Annotated in this window: 19 protein-coding genes and 1 pseudogene; 12 read left to right on the top strand and 8 right to left on the bottom strand. The window is 62.0% G+C overall.

Going from position 1 to position 18,742, the window contains the following annotated elements; all coding sequences use genetic code 11:
* Positions 1-75: 75 nt before the first annotated feature.
* Together acpP and LAN64_03660 are read right to left on the bottom strand one after the other, a co-directional pair.
* Positions 76-324, bottom strand: a complete 249-nt coding sequence (gene acpP / locus LAN64_03655) for an acyl carrier protein (protein MBZ5566927.1) — start codon at positions 322-324, stop codon at positions 76-78.
* 155 nt (positions 325-479) lie between these two features.
* The gene (locus LAN64_03660; protein MBZ5566928.1) at positions 480-1,364 is read right to left on the bottom strand and encodes a hypothetical protein; all 885 of its coding nucleotides are present in this window, start codon (positions 1,362-1,364) and stop codon (positions 480-482) included.
* Positions 1,365-1,582: 218 nt separating this feature from the next.
* On the opposite strand from LAN64_03660, the gene LAN64_03665 reads away from it, so the two are divergent.
* Positions 1,583-3,169, top strand: a complete 1,587-nt coding sequence (locus tag LAN64_03665) for an FAD-dependent thymidylate synthase (protein MBZ5566929.1) — start codon at positions 1,583-1,585, stop codon at positions 3,167-3,169.
* A 44-nt stretch (positions 3,170-3,213) separates the two neighbouring features.
* The gene (locus tag LAN64_03670) at positions 3,214-3,435 is read left to right on the top strand and encodes a hypothetical protein (GenBank protein ID MBZ5566930.1); all 222 of its coding nucleotides are present in this window, start codon (positions 3,214-3,216) and stop codon (positions 3,433-3,435) included.
* Between the two features lie 215 nt (positions 3,436-3,650).
* On the opposite strand, the gene LAN64_03675 is transcribed toward LAN64_03670, so the two are convergent.
* On the bottom strand, positions 3,651-4,235 hold the full coding sequence (locus LAN64_03675) for a YdcF family protein (GenBank protein MBZ5566931.1): 585 nt from the start codon (positions 4,233-4,235) through the stop codon (positions 3,651-3,653).
* A 250-nt stretch (positions 4,236-4,485) separates the two neighbouring features.
* Between LAN64_03675 and recA the strand changes: the two genes are divergently transcribed.
* The 8 genes and pseudogenes from recA to LAN64_03715 all read left to right on the top strand — a co-directional run bounded on the left by recA (position 4,486) and on the right by LAN64_03715 (position 13,148).
* Complete coding sequence (gene recA, locus LAN64_03680) at positions 4,486-5,580, top strand: recombinase RecA (protein MBZ5566932.1); 1,095 nt, start codon at positions 4,486-4,488, stop codon at positions 5,578-5,580.
* Positions 5,581-5,899: 319 nt separating this feature from the next.
* Positions 5,900-6,469: a pantetheine-phosphate adenylyltransferase gene (gene coaD / locus LAN64_03685; GenBank protein MBZ5566933.1), complete on the top strand. Its 570-nt coding sequence runs from the start codon at positions 5,900-5,902 to the stop codon at positions 6,467-6,469.
* Positions 6,469-7,640: pseudogene (locus LAN64_03690) on the top strand (pyridoxal phosphate-dependent aminotransferase). Before coaD ends, LAN64_03690 begins: the two are co-directional and overlap by 1 nt.
* 76 nt (positions 7,641-7,716) lie before the next feature.
* On the top strand, positions 7,717-7,917 hold the full coding sequence (locus LAN64_03695) for a hypothetical protein (GenBank protein ID MBZ5566934.1): 201 nt from the start codon (positions 7,717-7,719) through the stop codon (positions 7,915-7,917).
* Positions 7,918-8,151: 234 nt separating this feature from the next.
* Positions 8,152-9,189 (top strand): class I mannose-6-phosphate isomerase, encoded by a 1,038-nt coding sequence (locus tag LAN64_03700; protein MBZ5566935.1) that lies wholly within the window; start codon positions 8,152-8,154, stop codon positions 9,187-9,189.
* Positions 9,189-10,295, top strand: a complete 1,107-nt coding sequence (locus LAN64_03705; GenBank protein ID MBZ5566936.1) for an NTP transferase domain-containing protein — start codon at positions 9,189-9,191, stop codon at positions 10,293-10,295. Before LAN64_03700 ends, LAN64_03705 begins: the two co-directional genes overlap by 1 nt.
* Positions 10,296-10,446: 151 nt before the next feature.
* Positions 10,447-11,886, top strand: a complete 1,440-nt coding sequence (locus LAN64_03710; GenBank protein MBZ5566937.1) for a phosphoglucomutase/phosphomannomutase family protein — start codon at positions 10,447-10,449, stop codon at positions 11,884-11,886.
* A gap of 74 nt (positions 11,887-11,960) precedes the next feature.
* Entirely contained in the window at positions 11,961-13,148 is a 1,188-nt protein-coding gene (locus tag LAN64_03715) for a M48 family metallopeptidase (protein ID MBZ5566938.1), read from the top strand.
* 5 nt (positions 13,149-13,153) lie between these two features.
* Here the strand turns inward: LAN64_03715 and kdsB are convergent, their stop codons facing one another.
* On the bottom strand, positions 13,154-13,882 hold the full coding sequence (gene kdsB / locus LAN64_03720) for a 3-deoxy-manno-octulosonate cytidylyltransferase (GenBank protein ID MBZ5566939.1): 729 nt from the start codon (positions 13,880-13,882) through the stop codon (positions 13,154-13,156).
* 127 nt (positions 13,883-14,009) lie between these two features.
* On the bottom strand, positions 14,010-14,390 hold the full coding sequence (locus LAN64_03725; GenBank protein MBZ5566940.1) for a hypothetical protein: 381 nt from the start codon (positions 14,388-14,390) through the stop codon (positions 14,010-14,012).
* Between the two features lie 79 nt (positions 14,391-14,469).
* Between LAN64_03725 and LAN64_03730 the strand changes: the two genes are divergently transcribed.
* Complete coding sequence (locus tag LAN64_03730) at positions 14,470-14,886, top strand: hypothetical protein (protein ID MBZ5566941.1); 417 nt, start codon at positions 14,470-14,472, stop codon at positions 14,884-14,886.
* Positions 14,887-14,891: 5 nt separating this feature from the next.
* On the opposite strand, the gene LAN64_03735 is transcribed toward LAN64_03730, so the two are convergent.
* Together LAN64_03735 and LAN64_03740 are read right to left on the bottom strand one after the other, a co-directional pair.
* On the bottom strand, positions 14,892-16,907 hold the full coding sequence (locus LAN64_03735; protein MBZ5566942.1) for a PAS domain S-box protein: 2,016 nt from the start codon (positions 16,905-16,907) through the stop codon (positions 14,892-14,894).
* On the bottom strand, positions 16,900-17,529 hold the full coding sequence (locus LAN64_03740; protein MBZ5566943.1) for a chemotaxis protein CheB: 630 nt from the start codon (positions 17,527-17,529) through the stop codon (positions 16,900-16,902). Before LAN64_03740 ends, LAN64_03735 begins: the two co-directional genes overlap by 8 nt.
* Positions 17,530-17,756: 227 nt before the next feature.
* Here LAN64_03740 and LAN64_03745 point away from each other — a divergent pair, with 227 nt between their 5' ends.
* The gene (locus tag LAN64_03745; GenBank protein MBZ5566944.1) at positions 17,757-18,119 is read left to right on the top strand and encodes a hypothetical protein; all 363 of its coding nucleotides are present in this window, start codon (positions 17,757-17,759) and stop codon (positions 18,117-18,119) included.
* A 393-nt stretch (positions 18,120-18,512) separates the two neighbouring features.
* Here LAN64_03745 and LAN64_03750 read toward each other — a convergent pair whose 3' ends face one another.
* On the bottom strand, positions 18,513-18,656 hold the full coding sequence (locus LAN64_03750) for a hypothetical protein (protein ID MBZ5566945.1): 144 nt from the start codon (positions 18,654-18,656) through the stop codon (positions 18,513-18,515).
* Between the last annotated feature and the right edge of the window lie 86 nt (positions 18,657-18,742).

Consider the following 18,742-nt stretch of genomic DNA (forward strand, 5'->3'; position numbering starts at 1 on the left):
GTCTGTCGAACAGCAACGGCCAGAGACCGACAAACGCCTAGACCTAGCGCACGAACATCGCAGCTTGCAGGCGTGCTACTGCTTGCTGACCTTGGCGTTCTTGCCGATGTAGTCCACGGCGTCCTGCACGGTGCGGATCTTTTCCGCGTCCTCGTCAGGGATCTCGATGTCGAACGCCTCTTCAAACGCCATTACCAGCTCTACGGTGTCGAGCGAATCGGCGCCGAGGTCGTCCACGAAGGAAGCGTTGGAGGTGACTTCGGCCTCGTCCACACCGAGCTGTTCCACAATGATCTGTTTGACCTTCTCTTCTACCTGCGCCATCTGGCGGCCCTCCATCTGCTCAATCAACCATCTAGTTTACAAACTCCTAAGTCTACTGGTGACGATTCTGCCTGTAAAGCAAGTGGGGATGGTACATGGCGGGGTGAGGAGCGTCAATGCGCGCTCCAGGCTCCAATTCGAGCTGTTGCTGACCGTCAGTTGGTGCCGCTGCCGGCGCCGGCGGAACCGGAGGCGCCGCTTTCCGATTGCACCTGGGCCATGCTCTTGGCTTCGTAGCGTTCGTGGTAGACGTCCACCACGGCGCGTCCGAGCAGGCGAGTCTGGGCCACCGAATGGACGTGAGTGGGCAGGCTGAAAGGGCCGAAGTCGGCGTAGTCTTGCACGAATTCGATTTTCTTCACGAACAACGAGGGAGCCTTGACCATCGCGCCTTCGGCACGGCGCAGGCGTCCGGTGGCGGCGTCAATCAGGATGCGCCCTTTGAACAGCCCCATGCGCTTGTGCCGCGGCTTGACCTGGTAGGTGTACATGAGGTGGCCGTCGAGAACCTCTACGCCCTTGAAGCTGTACTTGTAATTGTCGGCGGTGATGGCGGTCAGCGCGCCTTCGCCCTTCTGCACGCGCTCCACTTCGGACTGCAGCAGGCGGGCGATGATGTTGGTCTTCACGAAGCCGTCGCCGGCGAAGTGCATGGCGGCAAAGGCCAGCGTCCGCGGCGCCTGGTAGCTGCGGCGCAGTTCGAACTTGCCGTGCTGCGCCGAGCTAGGCAGGTCGGCCTCGATGATGGTGGCGTCGGAGTAGGCGCCGAGATCCTTGAGCTGCTGCTGGGCGAAACCAAGATATGCGGTCAGCGCCAGGTCGGGCGACATGCGCGGCAACCTCGGCGCCAGGTTGTTGTCCAGAGCAGGCGAGAGCTCGGACAGGCTACGGTCCTCCAAGGCGGGAGCGTCGCCGTACGGCGCATGCGTGCTGGCTGCGCGCACGAGGTAAAAATCTCGGGCAGTGGAATCCTGCGCCGGCGCTCCCGCGGCGGCGATGAAAAGCAAAATTCCCCCGATGATTGCGCTACACCGTTTCATTGGAATGAACAACACCCTGTAAGAAGACCGCAACAGAGTACCGCATTTTCGGCGACTCGTGAAGTTCCGAAGGTAACCGGCTTCACGCCCTCCCTTCAATCGGAATATTAGATTCCCCGCATTCGTTTTGGTTTCAGGCCGACATCGGAAATGCATTGGCGGTGTGATGTTCAGATCCGTGTTGCGCCTCGCGCCTGACCCTGCGATGATGCCGCCGCATGTCCGAAGAAAATAATTTGCCACCGCCGCCGAGCCGGGCTGGAGCAAGTCCGGCGATCGAGGTTTATGCCGTGTACGGCGCCGAGCCCGAGGTCCAGGCCTATGCCATGGCGAAGTATTCGCGCTCGGCGCTCTCGATGAAGGAGTCGCTGCGCGAGATCAACGAACAGAAAGCGGAAAAATTCCTCAACACTTTCTATTTTCAGTACGGCCACCGCTCGATTGCCGACCTGGCGCACATCGCGATCGCGGTGGAGAAGCTGTCGATCCTGGCGGCGGTGGCGCTGGTGGATGAGCAGCGCTGGGATGGGCAGGAGCGCTCCACCCGTTACCAGGACTTCAAGCGCGGCGGATGCTTCGCCCCCGATTTCACCGGCCTGGAAATGTGTGAACTGCGCTATCGCGACACCATCGCCATGCTGATGACGGAATACGAGGCTTTGTCGGAGAGCATGTGGCGATACCTTGCGTCAAAGACACCCAGGCCCGCAGACATGAAGCAGGAAGCGTACGAGCGGACCCTGCGCGCGCGCGCCTTCGACATTTCGCGCTACCTGCTGCCGCTGGCAACCAACACGTCGGTGGGACAGATCGTGAATGCGCGCACGCTGGAAACACAGATCGCGCGCCTGTTGTCGCACACGCACCCGGAAGTTCGGCATTTGGGCGAGTTACTGAAGCAGGCGGCGAAGGAGCCGGCGTACAACGTCAACGAAGTGCGCTATCGCGAGTTGATCGAGGACGCCAAGGCGTACGACGAGATATGGGCCAAGCAGCTTCGGGAGGACATTCTCAAGCCGGTGCGTGTCGCGCCGACACTGGTGAAGTACGCGGAAGCGAATCCGTACGAGACAGAAACGCGGAAGGAACTACGCCAGGCGGCCGTGGAGTTAATGGCAGCCGCGGACATCGCGCAGGCACCGGCAGTGGACCTACTGGACGACGAGCCGCTGGAAACCGAGCTCGCGACCACGCTGCTGTATGAGCACTGCCATTTTCCGTACCGGCAGATTCGCGAGCGGGTGGAGGCGCTGGAGGAGAAGCGTCGGCAGGAAATCATTGACCTTGGCGTGAAGCATCGCGGGGAACACGATGAGATGCTGCGGGCGTTTCATGCGGGGCAGAAATTCCGCTTCGACATCCTGATGGACATCGGCGGCTTCCGCGACATGCACCGGCACCGTCGCTGCACGCAAATCGGACAGGAGTTCACCGCCGTGCACGGCTTCGACATGCCGGACGATGTGCGCGCCGCGGGAGTGGAGGAGCGCTACACGGAGGCCATGCAGCGGGCGGCGGCAACGGTGGAGCACGTCCGCGGTGAGTTGCAGCGCGCCGGCCGCGACGATGCCGGAGCCAGTTCGCAATACCTGATTCCGCTCGGCTACCGCAAGCGCACGCTGTTCAAGATGGATTTTGCCGAGGCAGTGTACATCGCCGAGCTGCGCACCGGCCCGGGCGGGCATTTTTCCTATCGCCGCGTGGCCTACCAGATGTATGAGTCGGTAGCTCGCAGGCACCCGGCGCTGGGCGCTCTGATCCGCGTGCACGACGTGAGCCAGCCAGTGGATTTGCTGCAAAGGTAGGGGTCATGAGTAAGGAGGATCGGGAACGCGACCTGCAGGACGTTTTGCGCGAAGAGCGCAGCCGCGGGAGGAAACGGCACGTTGACATCGAGGCGGAGAGGCAACAAAAGCAAGAGAAGGATGCTGTGCGCGAGGTGTTCCGCCACGGCACAGAACAGCAGTTCCGGGATTTGATGCGTTTGTTAGAGTTTTCTGAAGAGGAGATCGGCGAAAAGGTTAAGGCCTTTCGCGCCGCGCGCGCCGAACGCTGGCCGCCAAGTTCATGATCTTCTTGTGCCGCTCAGCTCTTTCTTCTGGGGGCAGCTTGGCGAGGCGCTTCTGACCCTCCCTTGCGATTTCCGCCGCAAGGCGATCAATGCTCCCGGTGGCAGATGTTGGTCTCTTGGGAACCGTCGCCATAGGTACATGATAAATCGTCCGCACGATTAATCAATACGGTATCGCATGTCTTGCAGGTTGAAGATCGCCTGTGACGCATGAATCACTGGTGCCGCTCAACGATTTCCCACCACAGCAATTTCTGCCATTCCAGAAAAACATTCTTCACGATCGTGCGCTCCGTCCACCAGTGCGGCACCGACAGCAGCCCGTTGTCGGCAGCAGCGGCGGTCCAGGTGTAGCGCGGATAGCACTTGCGGGCGACAGAAAGCGCGCGGCGGGTGTGGAAGTCGGAGGTCACGATCATCAGCGTGCGCGCGGAGCCCGGCTGAAAGCAGGTGATTGCCGACTGCAATTCCAGGCGCGTCGAGTCGCCGGTGGTGGGGCAAACCTTGACCGCGAGACCTTCGGCGGTGCGGCTCACGAATTCCGTGGCCATCTGCGCCGGAGTGCGGCCATAAGCAATAGCGTTGCTGCGCGCATCGAGCAGCATGCCGGGCGCGTAGCCGGCGCGCAACAGCTCGATGCCTTTCCAGTAGCGGAGGTCGTCGGTGTCGCCGGCGAGGACGATGATGAGGTCGGAGCGCTGCGGAGCGTTGATCACCAGCGCCGGGCCCGCGTAGCGTAAGCCCAGCAGCAGCAGTGCGATGACGCAGATCGCCAGCCCGGCCTTGAAAAGAAAGCGCATCTTGCGGCGGCAGCAACAATATACACGGAGTCTGCGGGCGACCGGCGTGCTCAGATGTTCCACGTGGAGCAAATGTGGAGATTCGCTTTTTGTTCGCTAACACGGAAGATCGGCAGTATAATCGGCCAGCCTTAGAACGGGAATGTGGCCAGCGGGCGGCAACAATTTCAGGGCTGCGGAGCGGCTTTCTGCGTTAACCTGCGGAGTCCTCATTATTCCCCATCAATTGGCGTCAATACGGAGCGGACTTATGGCGGATGAAAAAGCACGGGCGTTAGATCTGGCGATGTCGCAAATCGAGAAGCAGTTCGGCAAAGGCTCGATCATGCGGCTGGGCACCAAGGAGGCGATTGTCCCCATCGCGGTGATATCCACGGGCTCGATTTCCTTCGACGCGGCGCTGGGCGTGGGCGGCGTGCCGCGCGGGCGCGTGGTGGAGATCTTTGGGCCGGAGTCGTCGGGCAAGACGACGATCGCGCTGCAGGTGATCGCAGAGGCGCAGAAAACCGGCGGCATGGCCGCGTTCGTGGACGCCGAGCACGCGCTCGATCCGCAGTATGCCAAGAAGCTTGGCGTGGACGTGGATAACCTGCTGGTCTCGCAGCCGGATTACGGCGAGCAGGCGCTGGAGATCACCGAGGCTCTGGTGCGCTCGGGCGCGATTGACGTGCTGGTGGTGGACTCGGTGGCGGCGCTGGTTCCCAAGGCCGAACTCGACGGCGAGATGGGCGATAGCCACATGGGGCTACAGGCGCGGCTGATGTCGCAGGCACTGCGCAAGCTGACCGGGACAGTGTCGAAGTCGCGTACTTGCCTGATCTTCATCAACCAGATTCGCGAGAAAATCGGCGTCATGTTCGGCAATCCGGAAACCACCACCGGCGGGCGCGCGCTCAAGTTCTATTCGTCGATGCGCATTGATATCCGGCGCATCGCGGCCATCAAGGAAGGCGATGCGGTGGTGGGCTCGCGCACCAAAGTGAAGATCGTGAAGAACAAGGTGGCGGCACCGTTCCGCGAGGCCGAGTTCGACATCATGTACGGCGAGGGCATTTCCAAGGAAGGCGACCTGCTCGACCTGGCCGCGAATCACAACATCGTGGAGAAGTCGGGCGCGTGGTTCAGCTACAAGGGCGAGCGCATCGGACAGGGCCGCGAGAACGCCAAGCAGTTCCTCAAGGAGAACAAGGACATCACCGCCAAGATCGAGGCCGAGGTGCGCAAGACGCTGAACATCGGCGGTGCGGGGGAGAAGGCGTCCGCCAGCGTCCCGACCGACGGACGCAACGCGCCGGTCCCGCCGGTGGTGGCCGCAAGGGCCACGGGCGGCGCGATCAAGAAGTAGAGGAAGGCGCGGCTTTTCTCGTGCAGGCAATCGAAGAAGCAGACGAGGTCGTACTGGCGGTCCTCGAGATCCTTGGCTTCGCGTAGCTTTTCCGTTCCTTCCACCGCGCTGTGGACGGCTACTTGCGTGCCACGCTGCACAGGCGAGGGGCGCGTGTGCCACACTTTCCAGTTTGGGACCCCATCGTATTGCGCTCCCGGCGGCGCGCTTTTGATTGCTCCGGAGATGCGTGGAGGCTTAGAATTTTGGCTCGAATAATCAGCCACCTTTTGCATCGCGAAGCGTAGGCATTCATGTACATCTTGTTCACCGAGGCCAATTGAAGCACGTCATCGCCATTTACCCGGGCACGTTTGATCCTCCGACCAACGGGCATCTCGACCTCATCCAACGCGGCAGCAAGATTTTTGACGAGCTCATCGTCGCCCTCCTGCACAACCCGGAGAAAGAGCCGGCGCTGTTTTCGCTGGCCGAGCGTCGCGCCATGCTGGAGTCGTTGACCAAGCAATTTGATAACGTGCGCGTGGACACCTTCGGCGGATTGCTGGTGGACTACGCCATGCGCGTGGGTGCGCGGGCCCTGCTGCGCGGCATTCGCGCCATCAGCGACTACGAGTACGAGCTGCAGATGGCGCTGATGAACCGCAAGCTTGACCCCAGACTGGAAACCGTGTTCATGATGCCGGCGGAAACCTATTCCTACGTCAGCTCGCGGCTGGTGAAGGAGATCGTGCAGTTGGGCGGCTCGGTGCACGGGCTTATCCCCGATTTGGTGGAAACGAGACTGCACGAGAAAGTCAACGGCGGCAACCCTGGTCTTCGGTCTTCCGTCGTCAGTCATCAGGAAAGCAAAACCCCAAAACGCCCAAGGCGAGGAAGGAGGAAGTAATGTCAGCGGTGACGCAGGTGAAACCGTCGCTTACCGAGCGCATTAATCGCATCGAAATTTCCGCCACGCTGGCGGTGGTGAATGAAGCCGACCGCATGCGCCAGGCAGGCGCCGACCTGGTAGATTTTGGCGCGGGCGAGCCGCATTTCCACACGCCGCAGCACATCAAGGATGCCGCCATCGCCGCCATCAACGCCAACTTCACCCGGTACACGCCGGTGGGCGGCACGGCCGAGCTGCGCGACGCCATCGTCAAGCGGCACGCCCAGGATTTCGGCTCCGCGTACAAGCGCGAGGAGTGTATCGCCTCGACTGGCGGCAAGCACGCGCTGTTCAACGCCATCCAGGTACTGGTGGAACATCGCGACGAGGTGATCGTGCCGGTGCCGGCGTGGGTGTCGTTCAAGGACATCATTCGCTACGCGGGCGGTGAGCCGGTGTTCGTGGAAACTGATGAGAACAAGGGGTTCTCGGTCACGCCGGCCATGATCGAAAGCGCGGTCACGCCGCGGACCAAGGCCCGACGGGCGCGGTGCTGCCGCAGGAGGATTTCCAGGCCATCGTGCGCATGGCCAGCGAGCGCGGCATCTGGGTGATTGCCGACGAGTGCTATGTCTACCTCGATTACAGCGGGCGGCGCTTTTCCGCGGGCGCGGTGACCGAGGCGAAAGAGCGCATGGTCATTATCGGGTCGCTGTCAAAGACGTACGCCATGACCGGATGGCGGCTGGGTTACGCGCTCGCCCCCAAGGACGTGGTGTCGGCGATGCAGAAGCTGCAGAGCCAGTCCACTTCAAACGCGACTTCGATCGTGCAGAAGGCGGCAGTGGCGGCACTGAATGGCCCGCAGCAGTGCATCAAGGAGATGGTCGAGGAGTACATCCGGCTGCGCGACCGCATGGTGGAAGGGCTGCGCGCCATTCCCGGCATCCAGTGCAACGTGCCCAACGGAGCCTTCTACGCGTATCCCAACGTGGCGGCGTTCTTGGGACGCAAGGGGATCAACTCAGCCAGCGAGGTTGCGGCGCGTCTGCTGCGCGAGGCCGAGGTGGTCACCGTGCCAGGGGAGGCCTTCGGGACGACGCAGCACATCCGCATTTCCTATCCGACCTCGCCGGGCGAAATCGACCGCGGCCTGGAGCGCATGCGGAAGTTCTTTGGGGCGCTGTGAAGTTTAACTCTGAATTCGTCGCCGTGGGTCCGAAGCGGAAGTCGTCATTCCCGCGACGATTCGGCGGAAACTCGGCATGAAGCCAGGCACAGATTTGATGATCCGGGAGGACCATGGCCGGATCATCATTGTGAAGTGTGGCACTGACGCCTACATTGACGGGCTGCGCGGCGTGTTCGGTGATACCACTCCGCTTATCGAGCCACTTCGCAGAGATCACGAACGGGAAGACAAGCGCCGCGAACGCCTGTGGAAACGGCAAGGATTTATAGAATAGACAAGTAAGTATCCTCCGGCAGAGCCGGAGGCTTTACGGGTCGCGGGCCCCTCAAAGGGGCCTGATCGCGACCCAAAGTCAAAACCGCTCGCTCCAGGCAGTACGGGTGAAAGCTGTGCGCTTGCAAAACCGCCACGCACACGCGCTGGGATTTGGTCGCACCGGCGACTCGCGGTTCCTCAGTTCACCTCTAATCACTGCGATTACAATAGTTATAGTAGCTGCTTGCCACGCATGTCCGAGCTTTATCCATTACTGTTGAAGCCGGAATTTCGCGAGCGCATCTGGGGCACGCGCGATTTATCGCCGCTGTTCGGCCAAGCGCCGGGCGTGTCGCCGATCGGAGAAGTCTGGCTCACTGGCGACGAATGCCGGGTGGCGAACGGCGCGCTGACGGGAGCGTCGCTCGGCGAATTGTGCCGGCGCTACGGGCGCGACCTGGTGGGCGAAACGGCGCGCGAGACCGAGCGCTTTCCGCTGCTGGTAAAATTCATCTTCCCGCGCGACAAGTTGTCGGTGCAGGTGCATCCCGACGACGAGGATGCGCGGCGCGTGGGATTGCCGTGCGGCAAAACCGAGTGCTGGTATGTGCTGCAGGCGGCGCCGGGCGCGAAGGTCGGCCTGGGGTTGATACCGGGCACTACGCGCGAGCAGTTTGCGCGCGCCATCGAAGAAGTGCGGGCCGAGCAGTTGCTGAATTGGATTGAAGTACACAGCGGCGAAATGATTTACGTCGACGCAGGCACTGTCCACGCCATCGGGCCGGGCGTGATCTTGTTGGAGACACAGCAAAACTCGGACACCACGTACCGCCTGTATGATTACGGGCGCCCGCGCGAGCTGCACGTCCAGCAAGGGCTGGCGGCGCTGAAGGAAACCACGAGGGCGGGCAAGGTTGAACCGCAGGGAGATGAAGACTGTCCCCTCCTAGTCGATTCGCCTTATTTCATGGTTGACAGGTACCGGTTGCGCAATGACGTGAAAAGTGCCAGCGGTTGCCAACTTGCAGGTTCAAACAACGAAAAATGGTCGTGGCGCACCGTCGAGATACTCGTAGGACTCGACGGCTGCGGCGTAGTCGAAGCGCAGGGTTGTCAGCCGGTAACGTTCGGGCGCGGAGATGTCGTCGTCATTCCGGCTGCCACCGACTATTATGAGATTCGCGCCCACTGGGAGCTGGAGATGTTGGCCATGGTACTCCCGCCCAAGGACAGTCAAATTCAGCCTCGAATTTACACCAACGTCTCAGCCGATCAGAGTGGACTCGTGTAATGGCTGCGAAAACAAATTTTTGTCCCGTAATTGTTGCCGGCGGCCGCGGCACCAGGTTCTGGCCGCTCAGCCGCAAGCGCCGCTCCAAGCAGATGCTCGCCCTCAACAGCCAGCGCACCATGATCCAGGAGACGTTGGACCGGCTCCGGCCGCTGGCGCCGGAGTCGTCCTTCTGGATCATTACCAACGAGGACTTGCGCGCAGGCATTGCCCGCCAACTGGCCGAGCTCAATAAGGCACAGATCCTCGCCGAGCCCGTCGGCCGCAACACGGCGCCCGCCATCGGGTTGGCGGCGTTTGTTCTGCTGCGGCGCGACCCGGACGCGGTGATCGGCATGTTCCCTTCCGACCACGTGATCACCAACGAGTCCAGGTTTCACAAGAACATTAATAGCGCGGTCCGCCTGGCGCGCGAAGACGGGCACATCGTCGTGCTGGGCATCCCGCCCACCCATCCGGAGACCGGATACGGCTACATCGAGGTCGGCGAGAAGCTTCCGGGAGAAATCCGGCGCGTGCGCCGCTTCACCGAAAAGCCCAACCTGGATCGCGCCGAGGAGTTTGTCGCCGCGGGAAATTATTTCTGGAACAGCGGCATGTTCGTGTGGAGCGCGCGCACGCTGGCCAACGCGCTGCGCGAGCACTTGTCGGAGACCGCGCCCTACCTGGAGAAAATCGCCGCCGCGTACGGGACCAGGAGATTCGACAGCACCTTCCGTGCGCTGTATCCGAAATGCGAGAACATCAGCGTGGATTATGCGGTGCTGGAACCACGGTCGGCCAAGGGCGAGCACGCGTCGAACCTGTACTGCGTTCCGGCGAGCTTCGGGTGGAATGACCTGGGCTCGTGGGCGGCGCTCTACGAACATCATATCGCCGATGGCAAGCGCGGCGACAACGTGATCAGAGCGCAGAAGAATTTCACCCTCAATGCCAGCGGCAACTACATCCACGCGCCGAACAAGTTCGTTGCCGCCGTGGGCGTGAAAAGCCTGGTGATCGTCGAGACCGGGGACGCGCTGCTGGTGACCACGCGCGAACACGCGCAGGACGTGGGCAAGGTGGTGCAGTACCTGGACGAGAAGAAGCTGTCGAAGCTGGTTTGATACAGTTGTCGGTTTGCGGTTCTCGGTTTTCGGTCCAGCGGCGCGTGGGATTCCGCTTTTGACCGTCCGATTGCCACGTAGCGCGTCAATTTACAAGTGGTCGTACTCCGTGACCAGGAACCGAAAACCGATAACCGGCAACCGATAACCCATGTCTGAAATCAAGTTCGGCACCGATGGCTGGCGCGGCGTGATCGCCGACGATTACACATATGAGAACGTGCGCCGCGCCGCCGGCGCCACCGCCTCCTACATCCTCAAGAAGGAAGATCCGCGCAAGGGCGTGGTGGTCGGCTACGACACGCGCTTCGGCTCGCGCAGCTTTGCGCAGGCGGCGGCGGAAGTGCTCGCCGGCGCCGGCATTCCAGTCCGCTTTTCCAACGACTACGTCCCCACGCCGGCAATCTCCTACATGGCCAAGGCGCTGGACGCCTCCGGCGGCGTCATGATCACCTCCAGCCACAATCCCTGGAACTGGAACGGCTTCAAGTTCAAGGAAAAATTCGGCGGCTCGGCGCGCCCGGCGATCATCCGCGAGATCGAGTCGGAACTAGACGCCGGCGCCATGCCGAAAGGCACGCGCGCCCCGATCGAGGAAGTGGACTTCAAGAAGCCGTACGTGGCGGCGATCACCAGGTTTGCCGATCTCGACCTGATCGGCCGCGCCGGATTCAAAATCGCAATTGATTACATGTACGGCGCCGGCCGCTACGTCCTCGGCAATATCCTGCGCCAGCACGGCGCCGAGGTGGTGGAGATCCGCAGCGAGATCAACCCGCTGTTCCCCGGCATCAATCCCGAGCCCATTGAGCCCCACGTGCGCATGCTGCAGGACACCGTCGTGCGCCAGCGCTGCCACGCCGGCTTCGCCAACGATGGCGATGCCGACCGCATCGGCGCGGTCACCGAGGATGGCACCTTCGTGGACGCGCACAAGTGCTACGCCATCCTGCTGTGGTGGCTGCTGGAATTCAAAGGGTGGCCGGGCGCGGTGACGCGCGCCTTTAACACCACGCGCATGCTCGACCGCATCGCGCGCAAGCACGGGCGCGAACTGATTGAACACGGCATCGGCTTCAAGTACGTCTGCGACGTGGTGCTCTCGGGCAAGGAAGTGCTCATCGGCGGCGAGGAATCCGGCGGCATCGGCATTCCGCGCCATCTGCCGGAGCGCGACGGCGTGCTCAACGCGCTGTTGCTCGCCAACGCCATGGCAGAATCGCGCATGACGCTCGGCCAGATCGTCGCCCACCTGCAGCAGGAATTCGGTCCACATTACTACGGCCGCCGTGACCTGCGCATTGACGAAGAGATCAAGCACTCAGCGATCCGCCGCGCCGATTCCGGCGCAGTGCGCCGGCTCGGACCGTACCAAATCTTGCGCAAAGAGAATTTGGACGGAGTAAAGTTTTTCCTCGACGCGCCCACCAACGGCAACGGCGCCGAAGCCTGGGTGCTGATGCGCGCCTCCGGCACCGAGCCGCTCATGCGCATCTACTGTGAGGCTGCGTCGCCGGAGCTGGTCACCGAGATCCTGGATGCTTCGGTCGCCTTCGTCGAGGAAGCAGCGGTCGCAGGGGCCAGGCTCTAGGCGCCAAGCTTCGGGCAGAGGCGACAACCGACCGGCGAACGCGCGCGCTCGCCGTTTTAAGATTCGCAGCAATCATGACCATGGCCGCCACCACGTCTGAGCAGCTTCCCGACACGCCCGAGGCGCGCCAGTACAACCGCATTCGCCGCCACCTCAGCATCCTGGATTTCCTGCTCGGGTTGGCGTTCCTGCTGGCCTTGTTGTTCGCCGTCACGCCGCGCGGCGCGCGCTGGAGCGAGGTGCTGCGCGACTGGGCGTGGCTGGGCGCGCGCCAGCACTACACCCTCGCCGTGCTCCTCTATGTCGCCATGCTGTTGCTGATCGGCAAACTGCTCGGCCTGGGCCTCGACTTCTACAGCTTCCGCCTCGAGCACCGCTACAACCTCTCCAACCAGAAGTTGCGTTCCTGGATCTGGGACCAAGTTAAGGGATGGTTGGTCGGCTTGGTGTTGGGCGGAATCGTGGCCGAGTTGATTTACTGGACCATCCGCCAGGCGCCGCAGCACTGGTGGCTGATCGCGTGGGCGGTGTTCATCGCGCTCTCCGTTTTCCTCGCGCAGATCGCGCCCGTGGTGCTCTTTCCGCTGTTCTACAAATTCCAGCCGCTGGAGAACGACGACCTCCGCGAACGCCTGCTGCGGCTCAGCCAGCGCGCCGGCACGCGCGTTCGCGGCATCTACGAGTGGAAGCTGTCGGAAAAGAGCAAGAAGGCCAACGCCGCGCTCACCGGCCTGGGACGCACGCGCCGCATCATCCTGGCGGACACGCTGCTGGAGAATTATTCGCCCGAGGAAATCGAATCCATCCTCGCCCACGAACTCGGCCACCACGTGCACCGCCACATTGTGAAGGGCATCCTGGTGCAGGTGGTGATCACCTTTTTCGGCTTCTGGGCGACGGCTGCCGTCCTGCGCTACGCCGTCGAGCAGCGCCACCTGTTTGAAACCCTCTCCGACTTCGCCAACCTTCCGCTGCTGGCGCTGGTCTCCACCGTGATGTCGTTATTGCTCATGCCGGCGCTGAACGCCTACTCGCGCTACAACGAGCGCCAGGCGGATCTCTACTGCTTTCAGTCCATTCCCGACGTCGCGCCCTTCATTTCATCGATGGAGAAGCTGGCGCAGCAGAATCTGGCGGAGCGCCGGCCTTCGCGCTTCGTAGAATGGCTGTTCCATTCGCACCCTGCCGTCTGGAGGAGAATTCGGGCGGCCGAACTCTTCCGCCGGCAACCGCCGAGCGTCAACCCTGTCGAACTGCCATGATTGGATTAGCGCGCCAGCAGTATTCTCTCGGCGCGGCGCAGATCGTCCTCCGTGTCCACTCCGATCGTGTCGAACGGGGTTTCGCCGACGTGGATGTCGACGCCATTTTCCAGGAAGCGAAGCTGCTCCAGCCGCTCGCTGCGCTCCAGCGGCGATTCCGGCCAGCCGCAAAATTTCGCCAGCGCCTCGGGCCGGTAGGCGTAAAAGCCCAGGTGCTTGAAGTACCGCCCCTCCCCGGTACCATCACGGTCGTAGGGAATGGCCGCCCGCGAGAAATACAGGGCGCGCCCCGCGAGGTCGGTAGTGACTTTCACCGCGTTCGGGTTGTTGACATCTTCGGGAGTGGCGGGAGTCTTCAGCGTGCCCACCTGTACACTCGCATCGCGCATCACCTCCAGCAGCGCGGCGACGTGCTCCGGGCGCGTCAGTGGCTCATCGCCCTGTATGTTCAGATAAACGTCGGCGGGTATGGCGCGCCCGACCTCGCAAATGCGCTCGGTGCCGCTCCGGTGTTGCGCCGAAGTCAGCCGGACGTTCCATCCGCGCTCGCGGCCCAGCGACACGATCTCGTCCGAGTCGGTTGCTATCAGCACGTCGTCTGCACCCAGCAGTGGCGAGCGTCGCGCCGCTTCGTAGACGTAAGCGAGCATGGGGCGACCGGCGATTTCCCGCAGCGGCTTGCGCGCCAACCGCGTGGAGGCCAGCCGTGCTGGAATCACCGCCAGTACGCGCATGGCCCAGTTTCAAGTTTCCAGTTTCCAGTTTCAAGTTGAATCGAGCGAGGGAGCAGTCTCGGAGTCAACCAGAGCGGCGGATGTAGTGGTTAGGCGCCGATCACTGACCGCTGACCACTGTCCTGCATCAGCTCGCCGCGGCGGCGGTGTTGCCGCGCGTGACGTACGCTGCGACTTGCGAGAGCAAGTGCTCGGGGCCGCGCAACCCGTCCACGAAACCGTCGGCCAGCGAGCGCTGCGGCCGGATGAGGCCGCCGACATGGACCACGACGACCGGCACACGCTGCTTCAGTCGCCTGATTTCGCGCACCGCGGCTTCCAGTTCGTTGGGCGGGACAGAGTGGCAGGCAAGCACGAGGTTAACCGCCCGGCTGCGCAGGATGCGCAACGCAGCGCTCCGTGTCTCGGCGATGACGACCTCGTAGCCGGCGTCTTCCAGCACGCGGGCGCGAGCATCCGTCAGCAGGGCATCAATCCCGAAATGCAACAGCAACCGGCCCGTGACCATAAAGCGTGCGTTAGTCCTTGCACTCAATAGAGTGAGATGCGGTACGATATACAAGTTCGCTGCCGGCAGGTGCGCCAACATGCGTCAACCCTCGGAGCCATTCGCCAAAGCTGCGGTTTTGAATTCGTGGAAGGAAATCGCCGTCTATCTTGATCGCGGCGTACGCACCGTGCAGCGCTGGGAGCACGACCTCAAGCTCCCCGTGCATCGTCCCAAGGGCAAAGATCGCAGCGCCGTGTTGGCGTTTCCCGTCGAACTCGACGGATGGCTCATGAACACGCCCATCCGCAACGGCGGCTGCGTTGCCGTGCGCGCCCCCGCCCCCGAACTGACGCAGCGCGCGCGCGACCTCCGCATGCGCTCCCGCCTGCTGGTGGGGAATGTCCACAAGAGCGCCGAAAGCCAGCGGGCGAAGACAGAAAAGCTGGCGATAACCCTGCAAGGGGTGATGACCCGCATGCAAAACGCGCGCCGCAATGGCCGGCAGGCCGTCTAACCCACCTAGCGTTTCCCTCTCGGAGATTTCTTGTTGGACGGCCCGGACTTCCGGTTCGCCGCGGCTCCGGCTTTCTTCTTGGTTTGCGCCTTGCCGTGGCTTCTGGCCGCGGGCGCGGCATTCAAAGGCTCAAATACGATCAGCACGCCATCGATTCCCGAATCGCCGCGGGATACGGGCGTGAGATGAATATCAAACTGCTGTCTGCTTCCTGGTTTCACTACCTGCTTGCTGAGCACGGCCGCGCGATGGCTTTCCAGCACCGACTCGCACTGCCGCACGAGCGCACCGAGCAGCTTGCCGCTTACCGGCAGTTGCCTGACCTCTACTCCTGGCTCGGTGGTGCTGCTCACGCCCAGCAGCTTCTGCGCCGCCGCGTTCCACAGTTGGATCTTTTCGCTACCATCCACCAGCATCACCGGGAACGGCATGCTGTGCAGCGTTTCCGCGTAGCGCTGCGTGTGAGTGTTCAGTTCCCGCGTGCGGTGCTCGAGCTCCTGGTTCATGTTCTCGAGCTCTTCGTTCAGCGTTTGCAGTTCCTCGTTGGCGGTTTCCAGCTCTTCGTTGGTGGACTGCAGCTCTTCGTTGGTGGTTTCCAGCTCTTCGTTGGTGGACTGCAACTCCTCGTTGGTCGTTTCCAACTCCTCGTTGGTGGACTGGAGCTCTTCGTTCGCCGTTTCCAGTTCCTCGTTGGACGACTGCAGTTCCTCACTGGTGGATTCGAGCTGTTCCACCGTGGCGCGCAGTCTCTCCTGGGGAGTCACGTCCTCGCAATGGAGCAGCGTACCGGTACGGCGGCCGTCTTCCCGCAGAATGGGTTTCAGGGTCACGGAAATCAGGCGCTGGTCGCCGTCACTCGGCGCCTTGAGCCAGCATCGGAAATTCGCTTGCACCGGCGCGCGGTGGTTGCCCTCGAGGCGGGCGGCCAATTCGGGACAGCGGTCGGCGATCTCGGTCTTCTGAATTTTCTGCCCAGTGATTGGGGTTGATTCGATGCCCAAGATGCGCATGGCGGCATCGTTGTGCGTGGTTACCGTGTCGGAGCCGTCGAGCAGGATCACTCCCGATTTCAGGCTGTCCAGGATGTGGCGCTGCTCCAACTTCTTCCGGTGCAGCTCCTCCTCGGCTGCGTGCTTACTGGCTGGATCGGCCATTCCGGCCTCCCTGACGTCGAGACGGCCCGGGCCGTCCGTCGGCGCCAATTTTTGAAATATACGCCACCGCGGGCTGACTGCGCGGAAAACTTGCGACTCGCTCAGCTTGGATTCCGCTTTTCCTAAGAAGAGAATCCCGTTGGGTTCCAGCGCGTAGTGTAACCGTTTGAAGATCTGCTGCTGCGATGCGCCGTCGAAATAGATCAGCAGGTTGCGGCAGATGACCAGGTTGCAATGCGAGATCGGGGCGTCTGCCAGGATGTTGCTGCGCCCGAAGATCACCAGACGCCGCAGTTCGCGGATGAGATGCAACGTGGTGCCGTTGCCCTGGAAGTATTTTTCTCGCCATTGCGGGCGCACTCGCCGCAACCGCTCCCGTGGATACTCGGCGCGCCGCGCGATGTTGAGCGCTTCTTCATCGTTGTCGGTGGCATAGATCTTGATGTCCCGCTCCGGCAGCCTCTCGCCGAAGTAATCCGCCAGCAGCATGGCCAGCGAGTACGGCTCTTCGCCCGAGGCGCAGCCCGCGCACCACGCCCGGAACACATCGCCGCTGCCCATTCCGCCGAGCAGTTCCGGAAACACGCTGGTGCGCAGCACTTCCCAGGCCGGCGGATCGCGAAAAAATTCCGTCACGTTGATGAGCACGGCGTGGAGGAGCTCGTTGACCTCGGTGGGATCTTCCTGAATGCGCCGCAAGTAGTCGGCATGGCTGGCGATGTTCAGTTGGCGCATGCGCTTGCTCATGCGCCGTTGCAGCGTCCCGAGCTTGTAGCCGCGCAGATCAAGCCGACGCTGGGCTGCCAGTTGGTTCACCAGCTCGGTCAGTGACAGGTCTTGTTCCGGGGCGCGGCGCGCGTCAGACATGTTTGGCGTTGAACAAATCTATCAAACTGTTGGCGAGTTTGGACAGCGGTAGCACGATTTCCACGCAGCCGGTGGCGACCGCCGCGTAGGGCATGGCGCTGAACTCGGCCTTGCTCGGGTCTTCGGCCATGGTGACGCCGCCCGCCGCCTTGATGGCGCGCACGCCGGAGGCGCCGTCGCGCCCCGTCCCGCTTAGGATCACGCCCACGGAACGATCACCGAAGTTCACCGCCACCGAATCGAACAGCAGGTCAATGGAAGGCCGCAAGAAGTGCACCGCCGGGCTGCCCAGAAGACGCACGCGTCCCGGTTCGGCCAGCAGGTGCAGATTGGGCGGAGCCACGTACACCGTACCGGCAATCATGCATTCGCCGTCCGCGGCCTGGCGCACATTCATTTTCAGCTTGCGCTGCAGAACTTCGGCTAGGTGGCTGGGATGTTCGGGACTGAGGTGCTGCACAACCAGGATACTGGACGGAAATGCCGGTGGCAGCGGGCCCAAAAAATGGAAAAGGGAATTCAGCCCGCCGGCGGAAGCGCCGATGGCGACAATGTCATATTTGCCGCGCGGCTGCGCGACATCATGCGCCGTGCTGGTGGCGGTACTTTTTCGCTCGGACATGCGCCTCCGCGCGAACGAGCACTTTGGTCAGCCCGTTCCGTGAGAGCTCCGATAAACCTATCGTAATCCTGCTCCGCTCCCGCGCGGCCACTTAATTTGTGCTTCCGCATTTGTGCTTCCGCGCACATCGACACTTGACGCAGGTCACAGCGGGCGCCGTACCTTGGGACTAGGCTGGTGATGGTCCGTGATTGAGGCTCCGAGGGACCAGAAGGCAGGCATCATACATGCGTAAGACAGCTCTTTGGGTGGGTATTGTCATACTTATCATCGGCGCCGCGGCGATGGCCGCGAACCAGTACGGAATCGCCGACAAGCGGCAGGTCACCTTCTACAACGCGGTTCGGGTGGGAGATACACTGCTGCCCGCAGGTGACTACGTGGTGTCGCACCAGATGCAGGGCGACGAGCACATCATGGTGTTCACCAAGACGGGCAAGAAAGTGGTCGAAGCCCGCGTGAAATGTACGCTGACGCCGTTGAGCGCGCCGGCGGTGAAGACGCAAATTGAGTACAAGATGACGGCGGCGAACGAACAGGTATTGACGCGCATGGTGTTCCAAGGAGACCGCGCGGAACACAGGTTTTAGGCGTCGGAGAGCAGAAAGTTTTCGGTCGCGAGTCCGCGAGCTGGCAGCTTGGGACTCGCGATATATGTACTATGTGTGTATTAATGCGTAGCTAAATGTCGCTATCCCACTCCGTTATTGAAACCAACGATTTAGATCCCGATAACCTGCAGGTAGCCTGGGCGCTCCGAATAGGGGTCGAGGAGAGTGAGAGGGTCGCTGGTTAATCAGAAGGATAACATGTCTTCGGTTGTCAGTTATCGGTTATCGGTCTTGAAATCCCACATCTACCACACCGGGCAGATGTAGGGCACCGTCGACCGACACGCGTTCGAAGGCGAACTCGCTCCAGCCTTCCACGGCGGTCAAGGAAGCGCTTCTACCACTTGGCAGCGTTCTCAGTCCCCGTTTGGTTTAGGTGGTAAATGCATTCCAGCGCCTCAGCAGCTTCCCGGCGGCGTTCATCCACGACCTTCCCTGCTTCTTGCCCTCTTCGTGGGAGAGTCGCTTTAGCTTTGGCGGCTGGTAGGGTTTCTTGCGTTTGAGATCGGTGAACATGGGCGCACTTTACTGCGGAACGGCTCCGCTCCCACCATGTCCGATGTTTTTGTTACGAAACCGGAACAACTAGAACCGATCTACCT

The organism is Terriglobia bacterium, from assembly GCA_020073185.1.
Taxonomy (GTDB): domain Bacteria; phylum Acidobacteriota; class Terriglobia; order Terriglobales; family Acidobacteriaceae; genus JAIQGF01.